Origin of the sequence: Mycobacterium kiyosense, from assembly GCA_021654635.1 — a bacterium.
Lineage (GTDB): Bacteria > Actinomycetota > Actinomycetes > Mycobacteriales > Mycobacteriaceae > Mycobacterium > Mycobacterium kiyosense.
The window spans coordinates 416,707-442,184 of record AP025179.1; the positions used below are offsets into that span (position 1 = coordinate 416,707).

The 25,478-nt window shown below is 66.9% G+C and carries 21 protein-coding genes and 2 pseudogenes; 16 read left to right on the plus strand and 7 right to left on the minus strand.

Annotation, left to right across the window (positions count from 1 at the left end):
* Nucleotides 1-4: 4 nt before the first annotated feature.
* On the minus strand, nucleotides 5-709 hold the full coding sequence (locus L6444_RS02040; protein ID WP_236980069.1) for a GntR family transcriptional regulator: 705 nt from the start codon (nucleotides 707-709) through the stop codon (nucleotides 5-7).
* 169 nt (nucleotides 710-878) lie between these two features.
* Here L6444_RS02040 and fadD5 point away from each other — a divergent pair, with 169 nt between their 5' ends.
* The 14 genes from fadD5 (at nucleotide 879) to L6444_RS02110 (ending at nucleotide 16,500) form a co-directional block, all read left to right on the plus strand.
* The gene (fadD5, locus tag L6444_RS02045; RefSeq protein ID WP_236980071.1) at nucleotides 879-2,534 is read left to right on the plus strand and encodes a fatty-acid--CoA ligase FadD5; all 1,656 of its coding nucleotides are present in this window, start codon (nucleotides 879-881) and stop codon (nucleotides 2,532-2,534) included.
* A gap of 280 nt (nucleotides 2,535-2,814) precedes the next feature.
* The gene (locus L6444_RS02050) at nucleotides 2,815-3,552 is read left to right on the plus strand and encodes an MlaE family ABC transporter permease (protein ID WP_236984594.1); all 738 of its coding nucleotides are present in this window, start codon (nucleotides 2,815-2,817) and stop codon (nucleotides 3,550-3,552) included.
* Nucleotide 3,553: 1 nt separating this feature from the next.
* Nucleotides 3,554-4,423 carry an MlaE family ABC transporter permease gene (locus L6444_RS02055; RefSeq protein WP_236980073.1) on the plus strand — a complete coding sequence of 290 codons (870 nt, stop codon included), beginning with the start codon at nucleotides 3,554-3,556 and terminating at the stop codon, nucleotides 4,421-4,423.
* 4 nt (nucleotides 4,424-4,427) lie between these two features.
* Entirely contained in the window at nucleotides 4,428-5,765 is a 1,338-nt protein-coding gene (locus L6444_RS02060) for an MCE family protein (RefSeq protein WP_236980075.1), read from the plus strand.
* Nucleotides 5,762-6,802 carry a virulence factor Mce family protein gene (locus L6444_RS02065; RefSeq protein ID WP_236980076.1) on the plus strand — a complete coding sequence of 347 codons (1,041 nt, stop codon included), beginning with the start codon at nucleotides 5,762-5,764 and terminating at the stop codon, nucleotides 6,800-6,802. Before L6444_RS02060 ends, L6444_RS02065 begins: the two co-directional genes overlap by 4 nt.
* Nucleotides 6,799-8,361, plus strand: coding sequence for an MCE family protein (locus L6444_RS02070; protein WP_236980078.1), 1,563 nt, complete (start codon nucleotides 6,799-6,801; stop codon nucleotides 8,359-8,361). The genes L6444_RS02065 and L6444_RS02070 overlap by 4 nt, the downstream gene beginning before the upstream one ends.
* Nucleotides 8,358-9,959: a virulence factor Mce family protein gene (locus tag L6444_RS02075; RefSeq protein WP_236980080.1), complete on the plus strand. Its 1,602-nt coding sequence runs from the start codon at nucleotides 8,358-8,360 to the stop codon at nucleotides 9,957-9,959. The genes L6444_RS02070 and L6444_RS02075 overlap by 4 nt, the downstream gene beginning before the upstream one ends.
* Nucleotides 9,960-10,006: 47 nt before the next feature.
* Nucleotides 10,007-11,128 carry a virulence factor Mce family protein gene (locus tag L6444_RS02080; protein ID WP_236984596.1) on the plus strand — a complete coding sequence of 374 codons (1,122 nt, stop codon included), beginning with the start codon at nucleotides 10,007-10,009 and terminating at the stop codon, nucleotides 11,126-11,128.
* Nucleotides 11,122-12,681 carry an MCE family protein gene (locus L6444_RS02085; protein ID WP_236980082.1) on the plus strand — a complete coding sequence of 520 codons (1,560 nt, stop codon included), beginning with the start codon at nucleotides 11,122-11,124 and terminating at the stop codon, nucleotides 12,679-12,681. Before L6444_RS02080 ends, L6444_RS02085 begins: the two co-directional genes overlap by 7 nt.
* The gene (locus L6444_RS02090) at nucleotides 12,651-13,502 is read left to right on the plus strand and encodes an Mce protein (RefSeq protein ID WP_236980084.1); all 852 of its coding nucleotides are present in this window, start codon (nucleotides 12,651-12,653) and stop codon (nucleotides 13,500-13,502) included. The genes L6444_RS02085 and L6444_RS02090 overlap by 31 nt, the downstream gene beginning before the upstream one ends.
* Nucleotides 13,499-14,485 carry an RDD family protein gene (locus L6444_RS02095; RefSeq protein ID WP_236980085.1) on the plus strand — a complete coding sequence of 329 codons (987 nt, stop codon included), beginning with the start codon at nucleotides 13,499-13,501 and terminating at the stop codon, nucleotides 14,483-14,485. Before L6444_RS02090 ends, L6444_RS02095 begins: the two co-directional genes overlap by 4 nt.
* Nucleotides 14,482-15,033, plus strand: a complete 552-nt coding sequence (locus L6444_RS02100) for a mammalian cell entry protein (protein ID WP_236980087.1) — start codon at nucleotides 14,482-14,484, stop codon at nucleotides 15,031-15,033. The genes L6444_RS02095 and L6444_RS02100 overlap by 4 nt, the downstream gene beginning before the upstream one ends.
* Nucleotides 15,000-15,917, plus strand: coding sequence for a mammalian cell entry protein (locus L6444_RS02105; RefSeq protein ID WP_236980089.1), 918 nt, complete (start codon nucleotides 15,000-15,002; stop codon nucleotides 15,915-15,917). The genes L6444_RS02100 and L6444_RS02105 overlap by 34 nt, the downstream gene beginning before the upstream one ends.
* Complete coding sequence (locus L6444_RS02110; RefSeq protein ID WP_236980091.1) at nucleotides 15,829-16,500, plus strand: YoaK family protein; 672 nt, start codon at nucleotides 15,829-15,831, stop codon at nucleotides 16,498-16,500. The genes L6444_RS02105 and L6444_RS02110 overlap by 89 nt, the downstream gene beginning before the upstream one ends.
* A 142-nt stretch (nucleotides 16,501-16,642) precedes the next feature.
* Here L6444_RS02110 and L6444_RS02115 read toward each other — a convergent pair whose 3' ends face one another.
* The 4 genes and pseudogenes from L6444_RS02115 to L6444_RS02130 form a co-directional block, all read right to left on the minus strand.
* Nucleotides 16,643-17,764, minus strand: coding sequence for a phosphodiester glycosidase family protein (locus tag L6444_RS02115; RefSeq protein WP_236984598.1), 1,122 nt, complete (start codon nucleotides 17,762-17,764; stop codon nucleotides 16,643-16,645).
* A gap of 66 nt (nucleotides 17,765-17,830) precedes the next feature.
* Nucleotides 17,831-19,311 (minus strand): annotated as a pseudogene (locus tag L6444_RS02120) (DUF3533 domain-containing protein).
* A 35-nt stretch (nucleotides 19,312-19,346) separates the two neighbouring features.
* Nucleotides 19,347-20,066, minus strand: coding sequence for a pirin family protein (locus L6444_RS02125; protein WP_236980093.1), 720 nt, complete (start codon nucleotides 20,064-20,066; stop codon nucleotides 19,347-19,349).
* A 5-nt stretch (nucleotides 20,067-20,071) separates the two neighbouring features.
* Entirely contained in the window at nucleotides 20,072-20,893 is an 822-nt protein-coding gene (locus L6444_RS02130) for a MarR family transcriptional regulator (protein ID WP_236980095.1), read from the minus strand.
* 104 nt (nucleotides 20,894-20,997) lie between these two features.
* Between L6444_RS02130 and L6444_RS02135 the strand changes: the two genes are divergently transcribed.
* Complete coding sequence (locus L6444_RS02135) at nucleotides 20,998-22,134, plus strand: NAD(P)H-dependent amine dehydrogenase family protein (protein WP_236980097.1); 1,137 nt, start codon at nucleotides 20,998-21,000, stop codon at nucleotides 22,132-22,134.
* On the opposite strand, the gene L6444_RS02140 is transcribed toward L6444_RS02135, so the two are convergent.
* Both L6444_RS02140 and L6444_RS02145 read right to left on the minus strand, forming a co-directional pair.
* The gene (locus tag L6444_RS02140) at nucleotides 22,131-23,552 is read right to left on the minus strand and encodes an alpha/beta hydrolase domain-containing protein (protein ID WP_236980099.1); all 1,422 of its coding nucleotides are present in this window, start codon (nucleotides 23,550-23,552) and stop codon (nucleotides 22,131-22,133) included. The genes L6444_RS02135 and L6444_RS02140 overlap by 4 nt on opposite strands.
* Nucleotides 23,549-24,671 (minus strand): annotated as a pseudogene (locus L6444_RS02145) (sigma-70 family RNA polymerase sigma factor). The gene L6444_RS02140 and the pseudogene L6444_RS02145 overlap by 4 nt, the downstream one beginning before the upstream one ends.
* On the opposite strand from L6444_RS02145, the gene L6444_RS02150 reads away from it, so the two are divergent.
* Entirely contained in the window at nucleotides 24,619-25,458 is an 840-nt protein-coding gene (locus tag L6444_RS02150) for an alpha/beta hydrolase (RefSeq protein WP_236980101.1), read from the plus strand. The pseudogene L6444_RS02145 and the gene L6444_RS02150 overlap by 53 nt on opposite strands.
* Nucleotides 25,459-25,478 lie beyond the last annotated feature (20 nt).

Consider the following 25,478-nt stretch of genomic DNA (forward strand, 5'->3'; position numbering starts at 1 on the left):
CGGGTCAGGTGTTGAAGATCCCGGTGCGCTCCAGCGCCTCGGTCAGCCGTTGGGCGGCGTCGGTGAACTGCCATACGGTGTGCTCCACCGCGGCCGCAGTGTCGCGGCGGCGCAGCGCGGCGATCAGTTCGCGGTGGCTGTCCACCGCCGCGGTGCCCCATCGCGGGTCCGCAGCGTACATCTGCGCCGGCATGTAGCGCGCGGCGTTCAGCAGGAACCAGGCCAGCTTGATGCGCCCGCTGGCCTGGTTGAACAACCGGTGGAAACCGAACTCCAGCGTCGCGATGGCTTGGGCGTCGCCGGCCTCGACCGCCGAGGCCAGCAGGTCGTTGGTGCGTTCGAGCTCGCCGATCTCGATCTCGGTGATGCGGTCGGTGGCGGTGACGGCCAGTTCGCGGGCGATGGTGGCCTGCAGCCAGAAGATGTCCTTGATGTCTTGCCGGGTCAACGGCAGCACCACGTGGCCGCGATGCGGCTCGAGCTGCACCATCCCCTCGCCCCGCAGCTTCAGCAGGGCTTCGCGGACCGGCGTGATGCTGACCCCGAGCTCGGCGGCGGTCTCGTCGAGCCGGATGAACGTTCCCGGGCGCAGCGTCCCGGACATGATGGCTGCGCGCAGATGGCTGGCGACCTCGTCGGACAACTGGGCCCGGCGCAACGGACGTCCGCGTCGCGGCTTCGACGATGCAGCCGACAGGGGTGCGTTCACGTGGCCTGCCAGGACCTTTCAGCAGCTGATGTGGCTGTTGGTCGGGTAGTTCCCAGGTCTTGTTAAGGGTCTCCGGGACCGTTAATGTGACCCAGACAACACATGTTTTATCAAATATCACTCTGGCGCAAGCGGTGCGCATGTGACGGATGGCAGGGGAGGGGACTAGGTGACCGCGCAGCTGGCCGGGCTCTCGGCCCAAACCCACGCGCACGAGCAGCCTTATCTGGCTCGGCGGCAGAACTGGGTCAACCAGCTGGAGCGGCACGCGATGATGCAGCCGCAGGCCACCGCGCTGAGGTTCTTGGGCAACACCCTGACGTGGGCCGATCTACGGCACCGTGTTGCCACGCTGGCCGGCGCCCTGAGCCGGCGCGGGGTCGGGTTCGGCGACCGGGTGATGATCCTGATGCTCAACCGCCCCGAGTTCGTCGAGTCGGTGCTGGCAGCCAACATGCTCGGCGCGATCGCCGTGCCATTGAACTTTCGGCTCACTCCCAGCGAGATCGCGTTCCTGGTCGAGGACAGCGAAGCACGGGTGATCGTCACCGAGGCGGTGCTGGCGCCAGTGGCTACCGGGGTGCGCCGGATCGCTGGGCTGCTGGAGACGGTGATCGTCGCGGGGACGGCCAACGGCGCCTCCGAGGACAACGTGCTCCCCTATGAAGACCTTATGAATGAGCCGGGCGAGCCGGCCGGGCTGATCGACATCCCCAACGAGTCGCCCGCCCTGATCATGTACACCTCGGGCACCACCGGCCGGCCCAAGGGCGCGGTGCTCACCCACGCCAACCTGACCGGTCAGACCATGACCATGCTCTACACCAGCGGAGTGGACCTCAACAACGACGTCGGCTTCGTCGGAGTACCGCTGTTCCACATCGCCGGCGTCGGCAACCTGCTGACCGGGCTGCTGCTCGGTGTCCCGACGGTGATCTATCCGCTGGGCGCGTTCGATCCCGCGCAGTTGCTCGACGTGCTCGAGGCGGAGCAGGTCACCGGCATCTTCCTGGTTCCCGCCCAGTGGCAGGCGGTCTGCGCCGAGCAGCAGGCCCGGCCGCGCAACCTGCGGCTGCGGGTGATGTCCTGGGGTGCCGCCCCGGCGCCAGATGTGTTGCTGCGCCAGATGTCTGAGATGTTCCCGGGCACCCAGATCCTCGCCGCGTTCGGCCAGACCGAGATGTCGCCGGTCACCTGCATGCTGCTGGGCGACGACGCCATCCGCAAGCGCGGCTCGGTGGGCAAGGTGATCCCGACCGTCGCCGCCCGCGTCGTCGACGACGACATGAACGACGTGCCGATCGGCGAGGTGGGCGAAATCGTCTATCGCGCACCGACATTGATGAGTGGCTACTGGAACAACCCGGAGGCCACCGCGGAGGCGTTCGCCGGCGGCTGGTTCCATTCCGGTGATCTGGTCCGGATGGACTCCGACGGCTACGTCTGGGTGGTCGACCGCAAGAAGGACATGATCATCTCCGGCGGCGAGAACATCTACTGCGCCGAGGTGGAGAACGTCCTGGCCGGTCACCCCCGCATAGTCGAGGTCGCCGTGATCGGTCGCGCCGACGAGCGATGGGGTGAGGTGCCGGTCGCGGTCGTCGCTGTAACGGAAGGCCACCTGCACATCGAAGAGCTAATCGAGTACCTGACCGAGAGGCTCGCGCGGTACAAGCATCCCAAGGCCCTCGAGATCGTCGACGCACTGCCGCGCAACCCCGCCGGGAAGGTGCTCAAAACTGAACTACGAGTTCGCTACGGAGTGCAGGCCGAGACCGAAAGCCCTTCTCCGCCAAATAAATTTGCGACGCGAGAGGGAAGCTGACGGACTGGAAATGTTTGCTAGGTGTTGACGTGACGTCAATTGTTGAGTTGCTATACACAGGTGGCCGACCATCGGGTACATTCCTGTGGTCTCCGTTACTACCTGCCGGTAGGGAGTCGTCGGTCACACACCAAGGGTCGGGGCAAGGAGGAGGCGTGCGACACCATCCGCCGCAGCGCCACAGGCCGAACGGCCCCGCCCACGGGAGGCCCGCGTGACGACCACCTCCCGCCCGCACCTGATCGGTTACGTGCGCGACCAACTCGAAACACCGCTGACAATGGTCGGCGGCTTCTTCCGTATGTGCGTGCTCACCGGCCGGGCGTTGTTCCGCCGGCCATTCCAGTGGCGTGAGCTGATCCTGCAGTGCTGGTTCATCATGCGGGTCGCGTTGCTGCCGACGATCATGGTCTCGATTCCGCTGACCGTGCTGCTGATCTTCACCCTCAACGTGTTGCTGGCCCAGTTCGGCGCCGCCGACCTGTCCGGTGCGGGCGCGGCGATCGGCGCGGTCACCCAGCTGGGTCCGCTGACCACGGTGCTGGTTGTCGCCGGAGCCGGCTCCACCGCCATCTGCGCCGACCTGGGGGCGCGCACCATCCGCGAAGAGATCGACGCGATGGAGGTGCTCGGCATCGACCCGATCCACCGCCTGGTGGTTCCCCGGGTGATCGCGGCGACCGTGGTGGCCACACTGCTCAACGCGCTGGTGATCACCGTCGGTCTGGTCGGCGGCTACCTGTTCGGCGTATATCTGCAGAACGTCTCCGGCGGCGCCTACCTGGCGACGCTGACCACCATCACCGGACTCCCCGAAGTGATCATCGCCATGATCAAGGCGGCGACCTTCGGGCTGATCGCCGGACTGGTCGGTTGCTACCGCGGGCTCACCGTGCGCGGCGGCTCGAAAGGCCTGGGGACCGCGGTGAACGAGACCGTGGTGCTGTGCGTGGTCGCGCTGTACGCGGTCAACGTCATCCTGACCACGATCGGCGTTCGATTCGGGACGGGACACTGACATGTCGACTTCAGCGGTAGTCCGGGCCCGGTTCCCGCGGGCGGTCGCCAACGTCAACCGTTACGCGGGCAGTGTCGGGCGGGGACTGGACGAGACCGGGCACCTCGCCTGGTTCTTTCTGGCCAGCCTGGGCCAGATTCCGCACGCGCTGCACTTCTACCGCAAGGAGACGCTGCGGCTGATCGCCCAGATCGGCATGGGGACCGGCGCGATGGCCGTGGTCGGCGGCACCGCCGCGATCGTCGGGTTCGTGACGCTGTCCGGTAGCTCGCTGGTGGCCATCCAGGGCTTCGCGTCGCTGGGCAACATCGGTGTCGAGGCGTTCACCGGGTTCTTCTCCGCGTTGATCAATGTGCGCATCGCCGGGCCGGTGGTCACCGGCATCGCGCTGGCGGCCACGGTCGGCGCCGGTGCAACCGCCGAGCTGGGCGCGATGCGCATCAGCGAGGAGATCGACGCCCTGGAAGTGATGGGCATCAAGTCGATCTCGTATCTGACGTCGACCCGCATCGTCGCCGGCCTGGTGGTGATCATTCCGCTGTACGCGCTGGCCATGATCATGTCGTTCCTGTCGCCGCAGGTCGTGACGACGCTGCTGTACGGGCAGTCCACCGGCACCTACGAGCACTATTTCCGAACGTTCTTGCGCCCCGATGACGTGTTCTGGTCGTTCCTGGAAGCGATCATCATCGCGGCGATCGTGATGGTGACCCACTGTTACTACGGATTCAACGCGGGCGGTGGTCCCGTCGGCGTCGGTGAGGCAGTCGGCCGATCGATGCGTTTCTCGCTGGTATCGGTCCAGGTAGTGGTCCTGTCCGCGGCGTTGGCGCTGTACGGCGTCAACCCCAACTTCGCACTGACGGTGTAGCGCCATGACTGCTCCGGACAAGGTCATCAAGACCAACAAGATCTCCAGCCCGCCCTACAAGATCGTCGGGATCGGCTCCCTGGTGGTGCTGCTGGTCGCGCTGTCGGTGGTGTACGTGCAGTTCCGGGGCGGCTTCACCAGCAAAGACAAGCTGACCATGTACTCCGACCGCGCCGGGTTGGTGATGGACCCCGGCTCGAAGGTCACCTACAACGGGGTGCAGATCGGCCGGGTCGGCAGCATCGAGGAAGTCACCCGCAACGGCAGGCCGGCCGCGAAATTCACCCTGGAGGTCTATCCGCAGTACCTCGGTCCGCACGGCGTGGTGCCGGAGAACGTCGACGTCCAGATCAAGGCCACCACCGTGTTCGGCGGCAAGTACGTGTCGTTGACGACACCGAAGGACGACCAGGGCAACAACATCGCCCACGGGCACCTGTCGGCCAAGAGCACCATCAACGCCTCGGCGGTGACGACCGAGATCAACACGGTCTTCCAGACGCTGACCGCGATCTCGGAGAAGGTCGACCCGGTCAAGCTCAACCTGACGCTGAGCGCGGCCGCGCAGTCACTGACCGGACTCGGTGACCGGTTCGGGCAGTCGATCGTCAACGGCAACGCGATCCTCGACGACGTCAACCCGCGGATGCCGCAGGCCCGCCGCGACATCCAGCAGCTGGCGGCCCTCGGCGACGTGTACGCGGACTCCGCGCCCGACCTGCTGGACTTCCTGAACAACTCGGTGCCCACCGCCCGTACCATCAACGCCCAGCAGCGCGACCTGGATCAGGCCCTGCTGGCGGCCGCCGGATTCGGCAACAACGGTGCCGACGTGTTCGAACGCGGCGGCCCGTACCTGGCCCGCGGCGCCAAGGACCTGGTGCCTTCGGCTCAGCTGCTGGACACCTACAGCCCGGAGCTGTTCTGCACGCTGCGCAACTACCACGACGCCGAGCCCGTCGTGCGCTCTTTCCTCGGCGGCAACGGCTACTCGCTGAACGCCCACTCCGAGATCCTGTCCGCGCTGGGCATGCTGCTCAACCCGGTCTCGCTGGCGCCCCTGCTGCTCTCCGCGGTCGGCGGCCTGGCGGCGGGCCTAGTCGGTGGGGCGCCCAACCCCTACACCTACCCGGAGAACCTGCCGCGGGTGAACTCGCACGGGGGACCGGGCGGGGCCCCAGGTTGCTGGCAGCAGATCACCCGCAACCTCTGGCCGGCTCCTGAGCTGGTGATGGACACCGGCAACAGCCTGGCGCCGTACAACCACTTGGACACCGGTTCGCCCTACGTGCTCGAGTACGTCTGGGGCCGTCAAGTAGGGGACAACACGATCAACCCATGAAAATCACCGGTACTTTAGTCAAGCTCAGCATCTTCGCGTTCGTGCTGCTGATGTTCAGCGTCATGATCATCATCGTGTTCGGCCAGATCCGCTTCGACCGGACCAACAGCTACTCCGCGGAGTTCAGCAACATCAGCGGCCTGCGGTCCGGCCAGTTCGTCCGGGCCTCCGGGGTGGAGATCGGCAAGGTCAAGGACGTCGAACTGCTCGACGGCGGCAAGCGGGTCCGGGTGAAATTCGACGTCGACCGCTCGATCCCGCTTTACCAGTCCACCACCGCGCAGATCCGATACCTCGACCTGATCGGCAACCGCTACCTCGAGCTGCGCCGCGGCGAGGGCGACGGCGCCGACAAGGTGATGCCGGCCGGCGGGCTCATCCCGCTGTCGCGCACCTCGCCCGCGCTGGACCTCGATGCGCTGATCGGTGGTTTCAAGCCGGTGTTCCGGGCATTGAACCCGGAGAAGGTCAACACCATCGCGTCGTCGCTGATCACGGTGTTCCAGGGCCAGGGCGGCACCATCAACGACATCCTCACCCAGACGGCACAGCTCACCTCGCAGCTCGCCGAGCGTGACCAGGCCATCGGTGAGGTGATCAAGAACCTCAACACCGTTCTGGACACCACCGTCCGGCACCGCAAAGACTTCGACCAGACCGTCAACAACCTCGAGGTGCTGATCACCGGCCTGAAGGACCACGGCGACTCGCTGGCCGGCGGGACGGCGCACATCAGCAACGCCGCCGGCACGGTGGCCGATCTGCTGGCCGAGGACCGCGCGCTGCTGAAGAAGACGGTCAACTACCTCGACGCCGTGCAGCAACCGCTGATCGACCAGAAGCAGCAGTTGAACGACTACCTGCACGCCCTGCCGCCCGCGCTGAACCACATCGGACGTGCCATCGGGTCCTACGGCGACTTCGTGAACTTCTACTCCTGCGACATCAGCCTCCGGATCAATGGTCTGCAGGCCGGTGGCCCGGTCCGCACGGTCCGGCTCTTCCACCAGCCGACGGGGAGGTGCTCGCCGCAATGAGGACTCTCGAACCGCCCAACCGGCTCAAGATCGGTTTGATGGGCATCCTGGTGACGCTGCTGGTCATCGGGGTGGGCCAGAGCTTCACCAGTGTGCCGATGCTGATGGCCAAGCCCAGCTACTACGGCCAGTTCACCGACACCGGCGGCATCAACAAAGGCGACAAGGTGCGCATCGCCGGCATGGACGTCGGCAAGGTCGAGGCCCTGTCCATCGACGGCGACCACATCCTGATGAAGTTCTCGATCGGCACCAACAGCATCGGCACCGAGAGCCGGCTCAACATCCGCACCGACACCCTGCTGGGTAAGAAAGTCCTGGAGATCGAGGCGCGCGGCAATCAGCCGCTGCGGCCCGGCGCCACGCTGCCCCTGGGGCAGAGCACCACGCCGTACCAGATCTACGACGCGTTCCTCGATGTCACCAAGGCCGCCACCGGTTGGGACATCGACACGGTCAAGAAGTCGCTGCATGTGCTGTCGGAGACCATCGACCAGACCTACCCGCAGCTCAGTCCCGCCCTGGAAGGGGTGTCGAACTTCTCCGACACCCTGGGTAAGCGCGACGAGGAGATCAAGCACCTGCTGGCCCAGGCCAACCAGGTGGCCAGCGTGCTCGGTGACCGCAGTGAGCAGGTGGACCGCGCGCTGGTCAACGCCAAGACGCTGCTGGCCGCCTTCAACGAGCGCGGCGCCGCCATCGACGCGCTGCTGAGCAACGTGGCATCGTTCTCCCAACAGGTGCAGGGCCTGATCAACGACAACCCCAACCTCAACCACGTGCTCGAGCAGCTGCGGACCGTCAGCGACCTGCTGGTCGAGCGCAAGCAGGACGTGGCGCAAGGGCTGCAGATGGTCGGCGGCTTCCTGCCGTCGCTGAACGAGGCGATCGGGTCGGGGCCGTTCTTCAAGGTGGTCATCCACAACCTGGTTCCGGGCCAGCTCATCCAGCCGTTCATCGACGCGGCGTTCAAGAAGCGTGGCCTGGATCCCGAAGAGTTCTGGCGCAACGCGGGTCTGCCGGCCTACCGCTTCCCGGACCCCAACGGCACCCGGTTCCCCAACGGCGCGCCGCCGCCGCCTCCACTGGTGCTCGAAGGCACCCCGGAACACCCCGGACCGGCGGTACCACCGGGATCGCCGTGCTCCTACACGCCGGGGCCGGGCGGGATCCCGACTCCGCAGAACCCGCTGCCCTGCATGGGGTTGAGCATCGGACCGTTCGGTGGCCCGGGCTTCCCGGCTCCGCTGGACGTGCAGGCCTCGCCGCCCAACCCGAACGGGGTGCCGCCGGCGCCGGGCCTGCCGATCGCCGGACGACCGGGCCAGGCTCCGCCGGATGCTCCCGGTACACCGGTGCCGATGCCGCCGAACTCGCCGCCGGGATCGCGTACCGAACCGATCGGACCGGCCGGGCCGGTTGCACCGCCATCGACCTTTGCGCCGGGACTGCCTCCCGGTCCGCCGGCCCCGCCGGGGCCCGGCAACCAGTTACCGGCACCGTTCATCACCCCGGGCGGCAACGGTGGTAGCGGCGCCGCGGGAGGTAGCGAGAATTGAGCACCATCTTCGACATCCGCAACATCCGCCTTCCGGTGATGTCCCGGGCGACGATCATCGTCGGGGTGCTGGTGGGCGTGCTGGCGATCGTGGCCGGGCTGGTCGGCTGGAACCTGTACCAGAAGCTGACCAACAACTATGTGGTGGCGTATTTCAGCGCCGCCAACGCGCTCTACCCCGGCGACAAGGTCCAGATCATGGGCCTGAAGGTGGGCCGCATCGACAGCATCGAGCCGGCCGGCGACAAGATGAAGGTGACCTTCCACTACGAGAACCAGTACAAGGTTCCGGCCAACGCCTCGGCGATCATCCTGAACCCCACCCTGGTGGCTTCCCGCGCGATCCAGCTGGAGCCGGCTTACAAGGGCGGTCCGGTGCTGGCCAACAATGCGGTGATTCCACTGGATCGCACCCAGGTGCCGGTGGAATGGGACGAGCTGCGTAACAGCATCACCAACATCATCTCCAAACTAGGCCCCACCGAGGCGCAGCCAACCGGACCGTTCGGCGAGGTCATCAACTCGTTCGCCAACGGGCTGGCCGGCAAGGGCAGGCAGCTGAACTCCACGCTGGACAACCTGTCGAAGGCGTTGACCGCGCTGAACGAAGGCCGCGGCGACTTTTTCGCCGTGGTCAAGAGCCTGGCGCTGTTCGTCAACGCACTGCACCAGGACGACCAGCAGTTCGTGGCGCTGAACCAGAACCTGGCCCAGTTCACCGGGCGGCTGGCCAGCTCGGACCACGCGCTGGCCAACGCGATCGAGCAGCTCGACGGCCTGCTCACCACGATCCGGCCGTTCCTGGACAAGAACCGCGAGGTGCTGACCCACGACGTCAACAACCTGGCCGACGTGACCAACACGCTGCTACAGCCCGACACGCTCAACGGGCTGGAGACGGCGCTGCACATCCTGCCCACCGCCGCGGCCAACGTGAACCAGATCTATCACCCTGCGCACGGTTCGGTGGTTTCCGTCCCCGAGATCACCAGCTTCGCCAACCCGATGCAGTTCATCTGCAGCTCGGTGCAAGCCGGCAGCCGGTTGGGGTATCAGGAGTCCGCGGAACTGTGCGCCGAGTACATGGCGCCCGTGCTGGACGCGATCAAGTTCAACTACTTCCCGTTCGGCTTCAACGGGTTCAGCACCGCCGAGGTACTGCCCAAGATGGTGGCCTACTCCGAGCCCCGGCTGCAGCCGCCGAACGGATATAAGGACACCACCGTGCCGGGCATCTGGGTGCCGGACACCCCGACGTCGCACCGCAACACCCAGCAGGGCTGGATCGTGGCCCCGGGTATGCAGGGCACCCAGGTCGGCCCGATCACGGCCGGCCTGCTGACCCCCGAATCGCTGTCCGAGCTGATGGGTGGACCCGACATCCCGCCGGTCCAATCGACGTTGCAGACGCCGCCGGGACCGCCCAACGCCTACGACGAGAACCCGATCCTGCCACCGATCGGTTTGAACGCGCCGCAGGTGCCGATCCCACCGCCGCCGCCGGGACCTGAGGTGCGACCAGGGCCGGTCGCGCCGACGCCGGGACCCGCGGCACCGGTGGGCGCGCCGTTGCCGGCTGAGGCAGGGGGCGGACAGTGAGGTCGACGAGCGTGGTGAGCCGGCTGCGTCGTGGCGGCTGGCGTGGCATGGTGCTGTTGTGCGCCGCGCTGGTGCTGAGCTCCTGTGGCTGGAAAGGGATCTCCCAAGTGCCGATCCCCGGCGCACCGGGCAGCGGCGAAGGCGCCTACACCGTCTATGCGCAGGTGCCGGACACGCTGGCGATCAACGGCAACAGCAAGGTGATGGTCGCCGACGTCGAAGTGGGTTCGATCCGCAAGATCGAGTTGAAGAACTGGATCGCCACCCTGACGCTCGGCCTGAAGAAGGACGTCAAGCTCCCCAAGAACGCGCTGCTCAAGATCGGCCAGACCAGCTTGCTCGGTTCGCAGCACGTGGAGTTGCTGGCTCCGGAGCACCCGTCGAGCGATCTGCTGCGCAACGGCGACACGATCAAGCTGCAGAACTCGTCCGTCTATCCGAACATCGAGCAGACCCTGGCCGTGGTGTCGCTGATCTTGCGCGGCGGCGGCATCCCCAACCTGGAAGTGCTGCAGAACGAGATCTACGCCATCTTCCACGGCCGGGGCGACCAGATCAGGGGCTTCCTGGGCAAACTCGACACGTTCACCCGGCAGCTCAACGAGCAGCGCAACGACATCACCCATGCCATCGACTCCACCAACCGCCTGCTCAGTTACGTGGGCAACCGCAGCGACGTGCTGGACCGCGTGCTGACCGACTTCCCGCCGCTGCTCAAGCACTTCGCCGACACCAAGAACCTGCTGATCAACGCGGTCGACTCGGTCGGGCGGCTGAGCCAGGTCACCGACCAGTACCTGTCCGAGGCCAAGGGCCCCCTGCACACCAACCTGCAGCTGCTGCAGTGCCCGCTGCGGGAACTGGGCCGTGGGTCGCCGTACCTGATCGGCGCGCTGAAGCTGATCCTGACGCAGCCGTTCGACGTCGACTCGGTTCCGGCGGTGTTCCGCGGTGACTACTTCAACATCAACGCGACCCTGGACGTGACCCTGAGCTCGGTCGACAACGCGGTGCTGACCGGTACCGGCTTCTCCGGCGCCCTGCGTGCCATCGAGCAGTCGTTCGGGCGTGACCCGGAGTCGATGATCCCCGATGTCCGCTACACGTCGAACCCGCTTGACGCGCCGGGCGGGCCGCTGGTGGAAAGGGCGGAGCGAGGCCAATGCTGACCCCTTTCATCAAGCGCCAGCTGATGATGTTCCTGGCCCTGACGGTGGTAGCGCTTTCCGTGCTGGGCATCTACTACCTGCAGATCCCGACCCTGGTCGGGATCGGGCGCTACGAGCTGACCGCCAACCTGCCAGCATCGGGCGGCCTTTACCCGACGGCGAACGTGACCTATCGCGGCATCACGATCGGCAAGGTCACCGAGGTCGAACCGACGGAGTGGGGCGCGCGGGCCAAGCTGAGCATCGACAGCCGCTACAAGATCCCGGTCGACGCCACCGCCAACGTGCACTCGGTGTCGGCGGTCGGTGAGCAGTACCTCGACCTGGTCTCGACGGGCAACCCCGGCAAGTTCTTCTCGTCGGGTCAGACCATCACCAAGGGCACTGTGCCCAGCGAGATCGGGCCGGCACTGGACACCGCCAACCGCGGACTCGCGGTGTTGCCCAGGGAGAAGATTCCGCAGTTGCTCGACGAGACGGCGCAAGCGGTCGGCGGACTGGGTCCGGCGCTGCAGCGGCTGGTGGACGCCACCCAGGCGATCGTCGGCGACTTCCACACGCAGATCAACGACGTCAACGACATCATCCAGAACTCCGGGCCGGTGCTGGACAGTCAGGTCACCTCGGGTAGCGCCATCGCGCGCTGGTCGCACAACCTGAACGTGCTGGCTGCGCAGTCCGCGCAGGAGGACCAGCACCTGCGCAGCGTGCTGACCCAGGCCGCGCCCACGGCCGACCAGGTCAACCAGGTGTTCACCGACGTGCACGACTCGTTGCCGCAGACGCTGGCGAACCTCGAGGTGGTCATCGACCTGCTCAAGCGCTACCACAATGGCCTCGAGCAGGTGCTGGTGTTCCTGCCGCAGGGCGCCTCGATCGCGCAGACGGTGGCCGCCCCCTTCCCGAACCAGGCGGCCCTGGACCTGGCGCTGGCAATCAACCAGCCGCCGCCGTGCCTGACCGGCTTCATTCCGGCCGAGCAGTGGCGCTCATTCGCCGACATCAGCAATCAGCCGCTGCCGGTGGGGACGTACTGCAAGATCCCGATGGACACGCCGGCCAACAGCGTGCGCGGGTCGCGCAACATCCCGTGTGTGGACGTGCCCGGTAAGCGGGCCGCCACGCCGCGCGAGTGCCGCAGCACCAAGCCCTACGAGCCGGCCGGCACCAACCCCTGGTACGGCGACCCCAACCAGCTGCTGTCCTGCCCGGCACCCGGGGCGCGCTGCGACCAGCCGGTCAAGCCGGGTCTGGTGGTTCCGGCGCCCTCCGTCAACAACGGGCTCAACCCGCTGCCCGCCGACAGGTTGCCGCCGGGTGGATTGACCCCCCCACCGAAAAGCGACCCGCTGACGCGGCCCGGTACTGGTTCAGTACAGTGCAACGGACAGCAGCCCAATCCCTGTGTCTACAACCCGGGCGGGCCTCCCTCGGCGGTCTACAGTCCGCAAAGCGGTGAACTGGTGGGGCCCGACGGGGTCAGGTACTCCGTCGAGAACTCGACCAAACTAGGAGACGACGGATGGCAGGAGATGCTGGCGGGAGCCAGCTGAACCCCATCGACGCGGACGATTCGCTGGGCACCCAGGCACAGACCGAGGATACGCAGGAATCCGAGGTCCGAGCCGCGCCGACTGACGCCCAGGCGACGACTGAGGAATCGAAAGATTCCGAAGGCGGAGCCGACCAGACCGGCTCCGAGACGACTGAGGAATCGAAAGATTCCGAAGGCGGAGCCGACCAGACCGGCTCCGAGACGACTGAGGAATCGGAAGATTCCGAAGGCGGAGCCGACCAGACCGGCTCCGAGGCGGCTGAGGAATCGGGAGATTCCGAAGGCGCAGCCGAGGCTGCGGCCGTCGCCGAGCGGGGGCCGTCGCGGGTGGGCAAGGCGTGGCTGATCGGTATCGCTGCCGTCCTGCTCATAGTCACCGGCGGTGTCGCGTTCGGCGGTTACTACGCGCTGCACATGCACCGCGAGATGCAGGATCTGGAGCGCAACAACGCCGTCGCGCTGAAGGCAGCCATCGACTGCGTGGCCGCCACGCAGGCACCCGACATCAACACCATGGCGGCCAGCCAGCAGAAGATCATCGACTGCGGCACCGACCAGTACCGCACCCAGGCCCTGCTCTACAGCAGCATGCTGGTGCAGGCGTACCAGGCCGCCAACGTGCACCTGCAGGTATCGCAGCTGCGCGCCGCCGTCGAGGGCAACAACAGCGACGGATCCGTGAAAGTGCTTGTCGCGCTGCGGGTTACGGTGTCCAATGATCAGACGCAGAATCAGGAGTCCGGGTATCGGCTGCGCGCGACGATGACGCCGACCGAGGGCACCTACAAGATCTCCAAGCTCGAACAGGTGAAGCAGTGACGGTGGTGGTCGAAGCCAGCGAGACCACGGACATGACCCCACAGATCGCCCAGGATTTGCCCGAGAAGGCCTTGGCGCCATGGCGTTTGCGTGCCGCCGCATTGGTTGTCGACGTGCTGCCCGGGGTTGCTGCGGTGACAGCTCTGGCGCTGGCCTCTTTCACGCTCCCGGTATGGAGCGCGTGGTGGTGGGTATGCATGTCGGTGCTGGGCGTGGTGGTGCTGGCGGTGTTGGTCAACCGGTTGCTGCTGCCGTCGATTACCGGGTGGAGCCTGGGCCGCGCCCTGTTCGGCGTCGCCGTGGTACGGCGCGACGGCGGGGAACTCAGCCCGTGGCGGCTGTTGCTGCGCGAGTTGGCGCACCTGCTGGACACCGCAGCGGTGTTGGTGGGTTGGCTTTGGCCGCTTTGGGATTCGGGACGCCGTACGTTCGCCGACATGGTGACCGGCACCGAGGTGCTGCGCGTGGTGCCGCACGAGCAGCCCGAGAAGGTGCGGCAATGGACGGCCGTTGCCCTGCTGGTCGCGGCTTCCATCTGCCTGGACGCGGCGGGCGTGGCCTACCAGATGAGCTACTCGCCGGCGCAGGCCGTCGACCGCACCCGCGCCGAGATATCGAGTCAGGGACCGACGATCGTCGCGCAGATGCTGACCTACGACCCCGCCACACTGCACGACGACTTCGCCCGCGCACTGGCGTTGACCACCGACAAGTACCGTCCGCAGTTGGCCGAAGAGCAACAGAAGGTCCAGAAGCGCAACCCTGTCGTCAACGAATACTGGGTCACCGCCAATTCGATTCTGTCGGCCACGACCGACCGGGCAACGATGCTGCTGTTCATGCAGGGCCGCCGCGGCACCGGGCCCGACGTGCGGTACATCACCGCCACCGTCCGGGTGAAATTCGTCAAAGACCACCAAAACCATTGGCGTGTCGACGAACTGACCCCGGTGACCTCCAAGCTGCAGCCAGGTGCCAAGTGAGTCCGCGCCGCAAGTACGCGCCCGGCGAGCCGGCGCTGCTGACGCCGCAACAGGTGCCCCGTCGGCGCTGGGAACTGCCTGTCGTCGCCGCCTTCACGGGTCTGCTGATGGTCGCGGCGATCGTGGTGTCCACCCTGCTGCTCGTCGACCATCAAGACCGCGACCACACCGCGGAGCGGGAGACGGCAGCGGTCAATTACGTGAAATGGTTCATGACCGGCTTCACATCCCTGGATCCGTTTCACGCCAACGATTACATCGACCGGGTACTGGGCCAGGCGACCGGAGATTTCCACAAGGAGTATGAGGCCAAGGCCAACGAAATCCTGCTGCAGGTCGCTCGTTCGGAGCGCTCCACCGGGACCGTTCTAGAGGCCGGTGTGGAACGGTGGAACGACGACGGCAGCGTCACCGTCCTGGTGGCCACCTCCGTCACCTCCAAATCGCCTGACGGCAAGCAGGTCTTCGAGAACGTCGACCGCTGGTCGGCAACGGCGACGCAGGAAGGAAATCAGTGGAAGATCAGCAACCTGTGGCAGGTGATCTGACCGACCAGACCGGGGACGAGGCGACCCCGGGCGATGTCGACGGCGGGACGGCAGCGGTATCCGACACCGAAGTTGTTGCGGAGGAGCCGGATTCGGACCCGGACTCCGGTGACGCCGAGCAACCGGTCGCGGCGCCGGCCACCGACACTGCGAAGAAGAGCAAGCGGCGCGGCCGCTCCGGCAGGGCTGCCAAGACCGGCGTCAAGAAGGCCAGCCTGAAGAAAGACAAACCCAAGAAGCCCAAGACGCCCAAGAAGAAGTTCGGCCGGCGGGCAGCCGCGGTGGTCGTCGGTCTGGTCGCAACCCTGTTCGTGGGCTCGGCCGCGTTCGCCGGGGCCATGGTGCAGCCGTACCTGTCCGCGACGGCCACCGTCGAGATCAAGGAGAACGTGGCCCGCGCCGCCAAGGACGCGGTCACCGCGTTGTTCAGCTACACACCCGAGGACGTCGACAAGCTGTCCGACCGTGCCGGCCGTTACCTCGGCGGCGATTTCGGCGCCCGATACCGGGCTTTCGTCGAGCCCATCGTGGCGCCCACCAAGCAGACCAAGATCACCACCTCCACGGTGGTGTCGGGCATCGCCGTCGAATCGCTGCAGTTGCCGAACGCGGTGGTGATCGTCTACGCCAACACCACCACCACGACGCCGTTGAAGAAGAACATCCCGACAATGCAGTACAAGTCGCTGCGGCTGCAGATGAAGCGCGAGCACGACAAATGGTTGGTGACGAGCATGAACACCGTCACCTCGCTGGACGTGACGCCCCAGCTGCAGCGGCGACAGGGCTCCGGCGATGGTGGCTGCGTCCCCGGTATCCGAGCGGCTGACCGTCACGGCACTGCTGTTGCTGACGTTCGTCACCGGATTGGCCGACGCCGTTAGCGTGTTGGTGCTGGGCCATGTGTTCGTGGCGAACATGACCGGCAACGTGATCTTCCTGGGCTTCTGGTTCGCCCCGAATTCGAATGTGGACCTGACCGCGGCACTGATCGCGTTCGTCACCTTCGTCGCCGGCACCATCGTGGGGGGCCGGCTGATGCGTCATTTCGGCGACCGGACCCGACCCTGGCTCACGGCGGCGCTGGGCGCCGAGTCGGTGCTGCTCGCGGCGCTGTCCGTGCTGGCCGGTACCGGCGTGTTCGGCTATCACGACAACACCAAGCTGTACCTGATCGGTGGGCTGGCGATCGCCTTCGGTCTGCAGCATTCCACCGCTCGTCAGTTCGGCATCCAGGAGCTCACCACGACGGTGCTGACGTCGACGATCGTGGGCCTCGGTGGACACAGCCGGCTGGCCGGCGGGATCGGTAGCCGCGAAAAGCTGCGCTACAGCGTGGTGTTCACGATGTGCGGTGGTGCTGTGGTGGGGGCGACGATCACGCGGTTCGCGGTGGCGCCGGTGCTCGGGCTGGCCGCGGTGATCGTGGGCGTCAGCCTGTTGATCTTCCGGTTCGGGCGGGCGTGATCGGTGCCTGATTCTTGGCACACGCGAATCAGCAGAGGTGGCGGTCAAGGGCGGGCGCCGGTGCGCTAGCCCCTTCCGCGAGCGTCCTCATATGCGCGCTAAATCGGGCCTGCGACCGTACATTTGGGGCCGCTCGCCACGATCAGTTGAACGCCAGCCAACTGGGCAGGGCGCGCTCGTGGGAGTCGCACAGCACCTGCCGGGTGTCGCAGGAGCCCTTGGGTGATCCCGCGCCGGCCCACATGCCGCCGGTGTCGCGGCGCAGCACGATCGCCGAGGAGCCGCCCCCGTCGAGCAGAATCGCAGTGTCACTGCCCAGGCCGCGGAACAGGTCCTGGATGTTGTCGGGGGTGTAGCTACCACCCTCGAAGATGTACATCTCGTCCTTCTGCTTGTTGTAGGCCAGCGCCGTGCGGGCCGCGCTGGGGCCGCCGTCGTGCAGCTGGCCGAGGTTGCCCGGTGACAACAGACCGATGCCGGCCACCGCGACGAACTTGGCGTTCTTGTTGAGCAGGTCCGCGATCACCGGGGTGGCGAGGTCGTAGTCTTCTCTTCCCTTGGGGCGCAACACGTATGGCGCGCCACCGACCGGCAGGATCATTGTGGTCAGCGACGTCCAGGATTCGTTGCCGCCGGACAATCCCTGCTTGCCGGGGTAGGCGACGGTGCCGGTGACGGCCTGGTTGGCCCGGCCCTGCCCGTGGGTGTTGTCCACGAAGGCGCCCAGCGGTGAGCTGCACCCGGTTTCGCGCCAGGAGCCGCCCTTCTGACCGCGGACATCGAAGAAGTTGGCATTGATCGCGATCGTCGGCTGACCCATCCGGGCCCATGCCTGCAGCGGCGCGTACACCTCGCTGGCCTGCCACAGTCCCTCGCCGGTGCGGGCGCCCGCATTGTTCTCGCAGCGGGCCTGGTCGCCCTGGTGGGTGTCCACCAGCAGATGTGGCTGCAGCCGGCTGGAGGCCTGCTTGATGATCATCAGGTGGCCGCCGTTGTTCAGCTCGTACGCGCCGCCGGCTCCGTCGACGGCGGGCATCGGGTGACCACCGCCGAAGTTGTAGACCAGGTAGGTGCCTTTGGTGTTGGCGATGGCCTGCTCGAGGAGTTCGCGGGCGTCGGCGGCGCGGGCGACGGGCTGCCCGGTGGTGCTGGCCAGCGCGACGCAGAGCGCCACGGCGGCGCAACTCGCCGTCAGTCTGCGCACGACGGCAACTGGCGTCAGCACGGAAAGCCCTTTCGGCCCGGGGGGAAGCGACCAACCCAGAATCAGTCACATCCGTCACACTGTCAACTTAAGTCACAGCTGCGTGACGGTTCGGCCGCGCCGGAATTACGTTTGCTCGCTTGGGCTTTCGGGAGCGGTGACGGTCCCGGCCTCGACCTCGGTCTGGGTTTCGGCCTCGGTTTGGGTTTCGGCCTCGGCTTGGGGTGCGGGCTCGGCTTGGGGTGCGGGTTCGGTGTCTTTGGCCTTGTCGCGCGACTTCTCCCGGGCCTGATGGGCAGCCTGGTGTTCGGCCGCGATCGCATGTGCGATCGCACCCGGAATCCGGTGGAATCCCTTGCGGTCGTACAGGTGGGTGACGATGCCGCCGAACAACAGCCCGATCACCAAGCCGATCGCCGTCATCGACAGCGCCTGGGACAGGCCGGCATCGCCGTGGCCGTCGAGGTAGAGCAGCGCGCGCACGCCCAGGAACACCTGGTGCATCGGCTCGAACTCGGCCAGCCAGCGGAACAGCGGCGGGACCGCCTCGAGCGGCACCGTCGCACCCGCCGACGGGAGGCCGAGGATCACGAAGATCAGCATGCTGACCAGAAGTCCCATCGACCCGAACACCGCGATCAGCGAGCTCGACGTGACACCCACCGCGGTGATGGCGAACACGCCGTAGAGCCACAGCTGCCCTCCCAGCGTGACGGGCATGCCGAGTTTGTCCGCGATGAGCAGGTAGATGCCCGACGTCAGCAACGCCAGCACCACCATCATCCCCCCACTTGATCAGCAGCGTGCGGAACCGCGAGATGCGCACCTGCTCGGCGAACCGGTACACCGGGCCGAATTCTGCTGGTACGTAACCAAGCATCGAGTCGACCAGGGTGCTGACCACGACGCTGCCGGTGAAGCCGGCCAGCAACAGCAGCAGGGCATAGTAGAAGGCCGACAACCCATTTCCGGTGCCATTGGGTAGCGGATTGTAGATGTCGGATTTGATCTCGATCGGACTGTTCAAGGCGAGCACCGCCGCGCCGGCCATCGGCGCGCCACCGGCTTTGAGCGATCACATCGGCCGAAAGCCGTTCGCCCATCCTGCTATTCGCGGTCGCAGCGGCGCGGGTCAGGGTTTGTCCGGCGATGCTCGCACCCAACGTGCCCGCCCGCGGGTTGGTCAGCACGGTGATCGTCGGCCGCTCCGCGCGGTTGGCCGTCAACGCGCTCTCGCCGAGGTCGCGCACCTTGAGCGAGAATCCGGGCGGAATCACCATCTCCCCGTACACCTGGGCCCGGTCCAGCTGTTGTTTGGCCTCGGCCTGCGGCAGTACACGAACGTCGAACTTGTCTTTGTCCAGGGCGGAGACCAGGCCGTCGGCGATCATCTTGCCGTAGGGGCCGGCGTCCTGGTTGACCACCGCGATCGGGAAATGCCGCAGGTTGGTGGTCGGGTTGAGGATACCGCCCAGGTAGAGCGCGGACAGTGCGGCCAGGAACGCCGCCGTGATGACGATGGGTGCCAACCAGAACCGCACCGTCCGAAGTGACTTCGTATTCCGGTCGGGTTTGGGGGCGGCGTGGCGGGGCTGAGTGGAAGACATGAGGCTCCTGTCTGTCGAGCTCACTCTAATGTCGGTCAGCCACCCAGCTTCGCGTGCATCTCCCACACCAGTACTTCGGCGGCCTGGCGGGCGGTCAGGCGCCGCGCGCCGGATTCGGTGAGCCGGGCCGCGTCTCCTTCGCTCAGCTCGCCACCGTCTTCGAGGCTCACGCGCCCGCGTGCGACGAATACGTGCAGGTAGGGAGCATCGGGCAGAGTGACGGTGTCGCCTTCGCTCAGCCGCGCCACGTGCAGCGCCGCCGCGCGGTTGTGCAATCGGAGGGCTGCGTCGTGGCCGGGAATGCCGGAGGCGACAGTGACCAAGCCGACGTTGCCCAGCTGATTGTCGATTTCGTCCTGCTGGTAGCTCGGTGTGACCGGCGCCTCGTCGGGAACGACCCACATCTGCACGAAATGCACTGGCTGCGTGACGGACTCATTCGTCTCCGAGTGCAGGATTCCGCTGCCGGCCGACATGCGTTGCGCCAGACCGGGATAGATGACGCCCCGGGTGCCGGTCGAATCCTGATGTGTCAGTTCGCCTTCCAGTACCCAGGTCAGGATCTCCATGTCGCGGTGCTGATGTGTGCCGAACCCCGTGCCGGGGGCGACGATGTCGTCGTTGTTCACCAGCAGCAGGCCGAAGTGGGTGTTGTCCGGATCGTAGTGGTCGCCGAACGAGAAGGAATGCCGCGATTGCAGCCAATCCGTCGTGGTGACGGCCCGGTCGGCCGCTCGCCGGATATCCACGGGCATGGTCTCTACAGTAGTGCGGCGAGCAGGCCCTGGGCGTGCCGCAATGCATCCTCGAGTTCGGGCAGCGACAATTCGGGCGCGCCGCCCAGGTGGATCTCGATCTGGTACTCGGGCTGGCCGTCGCGCCCGAAAATCGGAAGCACGACGAATTCCGTTGTAGGAAGCTCTGTTTCGAGGGAATCGGTCACCGACCGCAGGGTCACCATGGTCATCAGCGTGGTGAGCTGACGGGTGACCGCGGCGGTGGGCTCCAGGGAGGCCAGCACGGTGGCCAGCCGATCGTGCAGCGGCTGGTGGGTGTCGTCGAATCGCCACGCGCCGTAGCCGCGGGCCCGGATGTCGGCGAGCACCCGGCGGTGCTGGGCCACGTCGGTGCCAGCCGGGCGCGGGGTGATTCGGCGTAGCCAGGCGTTCACGAACTCCTCGTCGCGCCAGGCCACCGCGACCAGCCCGAACGGCGGGTCGATGGGGAACCGCTGCCCCACCGCGTGCTCGCCGTCCGTGCCGTGACCGTAGGCGTCGACCGTGGTCAGATGCCGGGCGCCGATCTTGGACATGGAGCAGCCCGCACCGAGGGTGTCGTGCAGGTAGCGCAGCGCCTCGCGGCCGCGGTCCAGCAGCGGGAAGGTGCGTCGCAGGCCGTGCACCAGGCCGAACAGGCCGCTGCCCAGAACGTAGCGGCGGTCGTCGCGGCGGGCCACCCAGGTGCGCCGTTCCAGCTCGGTCAGGATCAGCGCGCAGGTGGAGGTGCTGATGCCGCAGAGCTTGGCCAGCTCGGCCGACGACCGCCCGTCCGGGGCGTCGGCCAGCGCGGTGAGCACTGTCATGACGCGGCTCGTCGGCGGCGACTTGGCGGTTGACGCCCTCACGGATCACTCCCTACCATCCGACCAAAATATAGATATAGCTGTCCTAATATTAGGAGATAATGATGCTGAAGGTGGGGGTGTGGGGCCCGGGGTCGATGGGTGTGATCGCACTGCGCGGAGTCATCGACCATCCGCAACTGCAACTGGTCGACCTGGTGGTGCACAGCGACGCCAAGGCCGGCCGCGACGCGGGCGAGCTCTGCGGGATCGGGCCGGTCGGGGTGGTGGCCACCCAGGACCCCGCTGGGCTGCTGGCCGGCGACGCCGACGTGGTGGTGTATGCGGCGGCGGCCAACCTGCGGCCGCTGGAAGCTGTGCAGGACATGGTGTCGATTCTGCGGGCGGGCAAGAACGTGGTGTCGTGTTCGGTGGTGCCGTTGGTATATCCGGACGCGCCGGATCTCGACGCGCTCACCGAACCGTTGCGGCAGGCGGCGCTGGACGGTGGGGTGTCGTTTCTCACCACAGGGATCGACTCGGGATTCGCCAATGATGTGCTGCCGCTGGTCCTTTCGGGAGTATCGCGGGTCATCGAATCGGTTCGGGTGACCGAGATGTTCAATTACGCAACCTATCCGGACCGCGAGGCGGTGTATGAGATCCTCGGATTCGGCAAGCCGCCAGAGGTCACGCCGTTCGCCGCTACCCCGGGGATCTTCACCTTCGGCTGGGGACCGGTGCTTCACCAGCTGGCGGCCGGGCTCGACGTCAAGATCGACCGCGTGGAGGAGAACGTCGAACGGGTGCCCGCGCCCGAGTCCTTCGACACGCCTACCGGCCACATCGCCGGCGGCACCATCGCGGCGATGCGCTCGACGCTGACCGGATTCGTTGGACAGAAGCCCACTTTCGTACTCGACCACGTGACGCGGATGCGCGACGACATCGCACCGGACTGGCCGCAGCCCCACATCAGCATCGAGCCGAAGGACCTCGGCTACGGCGCGGCATCCGGGCGCGGTCTGTACCGCGTCGAGATCGAGGGTTCACCGAGTATGCGGTGCGAGTTCGAGATGGCCGACGACCACGACCACGATCTGGGCGCTCGGATGGCCGGTGCGTCACGGATGGTGAATGCGATTCCCGCGGTGTGCGCGGCGCGGCCCGGTCTGCTGTCGGCGCTGGACCTGCCGTTGGTCACCGGCGCGGGTCTGGTGCGTTCGGTGTCCGGGCCGTCGCCGGACAGCAGGCTGTTCTAGCCGCGCGGGTAGGTCGCGGCGGCGAGCTGCAGGATCTCGTCGCGGTCGGCGGTGAGGATGAAGCCGGCATCGATCGCGGAGTCGAGTGCGGCGGTGAAACTGCCGAGGTACTCGTCGACGCCGCCGGGGTAGAGCCGGCTCAGGGTGGCCTCGTCGAAGTATTCGCCGGAGCCGAAGATGGCGGCCATGATGTTCTCGCCTGTCTCGCCTGTCTCGCCCGTCTCGGCTGCGCCGGTGGTCCGGGCGACCGGGACATCGACCCAGGGGGTCCGCACCCCGCCCACGGCGATGCCGTTGACATCCAAAACCGGTTCCGGACTGGCGGTTTCGCGCAATTCCAGCGGGGGGCCGGTGGGCGGTGCCGTGCCATCACGGACCCAGCTGTGCAGTGCGGCGAGGGCGGCCTGCACCACGTAGTGGTGCTGCGGTCCGAAGTTGATGTGGTGGTCGAGTTGCTGGCCCATCAGGTTGCTGGTAGGCGCGTAGGCGGCGGCCAGGTCCTCGATCGGAGCGAAACCGGAGTCGATCGGTGCGACCTGGATGGTGTAGTTGTCGGCGTGTGCGGCGCCGGCGATCTCCCAGACCCGCAGCAGATCGTGGTCGGGTTGCCGGGCAGCGTGGTAGCCCAGCAGCTGGGCTCCGAACAGGTCGGTCTCGGTGATGATCGTGAGCAGCGGGACCCGCAGGTCCGGGCTGAACTTGACGGCTTGCGCGGTGCCGGATTCCAGCACCTCGAAGATGGAGCCGCCGTCCAGCGGGGCGGCCGGCCCGAACCGGGAATGCACCAGGAAACCGTCGAAGACCTGCGCCAGCGGGTCGACGGCGTTGATGTAGCTGGTGAGGAACATAGCCGACTGGGATTCACCCAGGGCCACAACATGTTCGGCGCTCAGCCCGCCCAGGATGCCGCCGTCTCGGACAAGCTGGCCGGCCTGGGAGAAGATGTCGTAGGCAAACGCGTCGCCGGGATGACTCAGCTCGCCATACCGATTCGGATTCTGACTCTTCAAGGACATGTCGATGCCGAGCAGGCTCATGCCACCGTCGACACCGACCTTCTGCACCGAAACCATGACGTAGGCGTAGCCGGCGCGCAGCACCTCCCGGTGCGCCATCATCCATACCGCCGGGGCGTCGATGCCGCCGCTGACATTGAGCCATTCGACCAGTGCGGTGCCGTTGAACCTCGTCTGGTCGGTGGGGGTCAGCACCACCACCCGGGTAGTGTATTCGCCTGTCGCCGATGGGTTTACATGCCAACGCCCGTCGGGTCCCAGGTCGCCCTGGGGGCGGTAGGACGAGGCCGTTGCCGACATGAAGAACTCGTTCGCGACATAGCCGACGTCGCCGATGTCGAAGGCGCCCAACAGAAGCAGTGGTTTTCCCGGCACCGGTACCGCGGTGGGTGAAGTCGTCACAACGACTCCGGTAGTCCGAATTTGGCGAACAGCGAACCGTCGAGAAACGCCACCACGTGCGATACCCCGGCGGGCCGGACGTCGAGCACGTGCAGCTGGAACGGCACGTGCCGGTCGCCCATCCGCATGTACATGGCAGCGGCCGGTTGGCCGTTGGCGACCAGCGGGATCATCCGCATGTCGCCGGGCAGCTCGGCGGGGCACTGCTGGTGGATCAGGGTGATGATGTCCCGCGCCCCGCGATACCAGCCGGTGTAGGGCGGCATCTCCCAGATCGCCTCGGCGGTGAACAGCTCCACCAGCCGGTCGATGTCGTAGGCCTCGAACGCGGCGATGTAGCGGGCCAGCATGTCCTGCGCCTCGGCCGAGTCGGGTGCGGACAACCGGTCGTCGCTGCTGGGCCCGACCGTTTCCAGCTGGGAGCGGGCGCGTTGCAGCAGGCTGTTCACCGCGGCGGTGGTGGTGCCGATCGCCTCGGCGACCTCGGCCGCCTTCCACTGCAGCACGTCGCGCAGCAGCAACACCGCGCGCTGCCGCGGCGAGAGGTGCTGTAACGCGGCGACGAACGCCAACCGCACCGACTCCCGGGAGCCGACGATGTCCGAGGGGTCGGATGGGTCGTCCGATTTGCCGGGCAGGGGCTCCAGCCAGGGCACCTCGGCGCGCTCGACCAGCTCGGCCGTCGGGTCCGCGCTGTCGGTGCCCAGTCCCGTCGGCAGCGGCCGGCGTTGCCGACCTTCCAGCGCGGTCAGACAGGTGTTGGTGGCGATCCGGTGCAGCCAGGTGCGCACCGAGGACTTGCCCTCGAACCGGTCGTAGGACTTCCAGGCCCGCAGCAGCGTCTCCTGCACCAGGTCCTCGGCGTCGTGCAGCGAACCGGTCATCCGGTAGCAGTGCGCGAGCAGTTCGCGCCGGTACGGCTCGGCGTGGGTGGCGAAGTCGCCGCCCGGCTTGCCGAGCCGCTCGTTCCGCATGTTTTCAGTGACGACACTCACTCGTCTGAGGTTACGCAGAGCCGCCGACACACGCCGAGTGGCGTTACCGGCGAGCCCGTAAGCTGCACTCGATGACTACCACCCGCACGGAGAGAACATTCGACGGTCTCGGTGGCGCGCGCATCGTCTACGACGTGTGGACACCGGACGTCGCGCCGCGTGCGGTGGTGGTGCTGGCGCACGGCCTCGGCGAGCACGCCCGCCGCTACGACCATGTGGCCCAGCGGTTCGGTGAGGCCGGGCTGGTCACCTACGCGCTGGATCACCGGGGCCACGGCCGCTCGGGCGGCAAGCGGGTGGTGGTGCGCGACATCACCGAATTCACCGCCGACTTCGACACCCTGGTCGGCATCGCCACCCGCGAGCATCCCGGCCTGAAACGCATTGTCCTCGGGCACAGCATGGGCGGCGGGATCGTGTTCGCCTACGGCGTGGAACGGCCGGACAACTACGATTTGATGGTGCTGTCGGGGCCCGCGGTGGCGGCCCAGGACGTGGTGAACCCGGTGGTCGCGTTCGTGGCCAAGGCGCTGGGCGCCCTGGTGCCCGGGCTGCCGGTGCAGGAACTCGACGTCAGCGGCATCTCCCGCGACCCCGCGGTGGTGGCGGCCTACCAGAGCGACCCGCTGGTGTACCACGGCCGGGTGCCGTTCGGGATCGGCCGGGCGTTGCTGCAGGTTGGCGAGACGATGCCGCAGCGGGCGCCGGCGATGACGGCTCCGCTGCTGGTGGTGCATGGCACCGACGACCGGCTGATCCCGATCGCCGGCAGCCGCCGCCTGGCCGAGTGCGTGGGTTCGGCCGACGTCGAGCTCAAGGAGTATCCCGGGCTTTATCACGAGGTATTCAACGAACCCGAGCAGGACCAGGTGCTGCGCGACGTGATCTCATGGATCAACCTGCGCATATGACCGGATTGTCGGACCCCGTG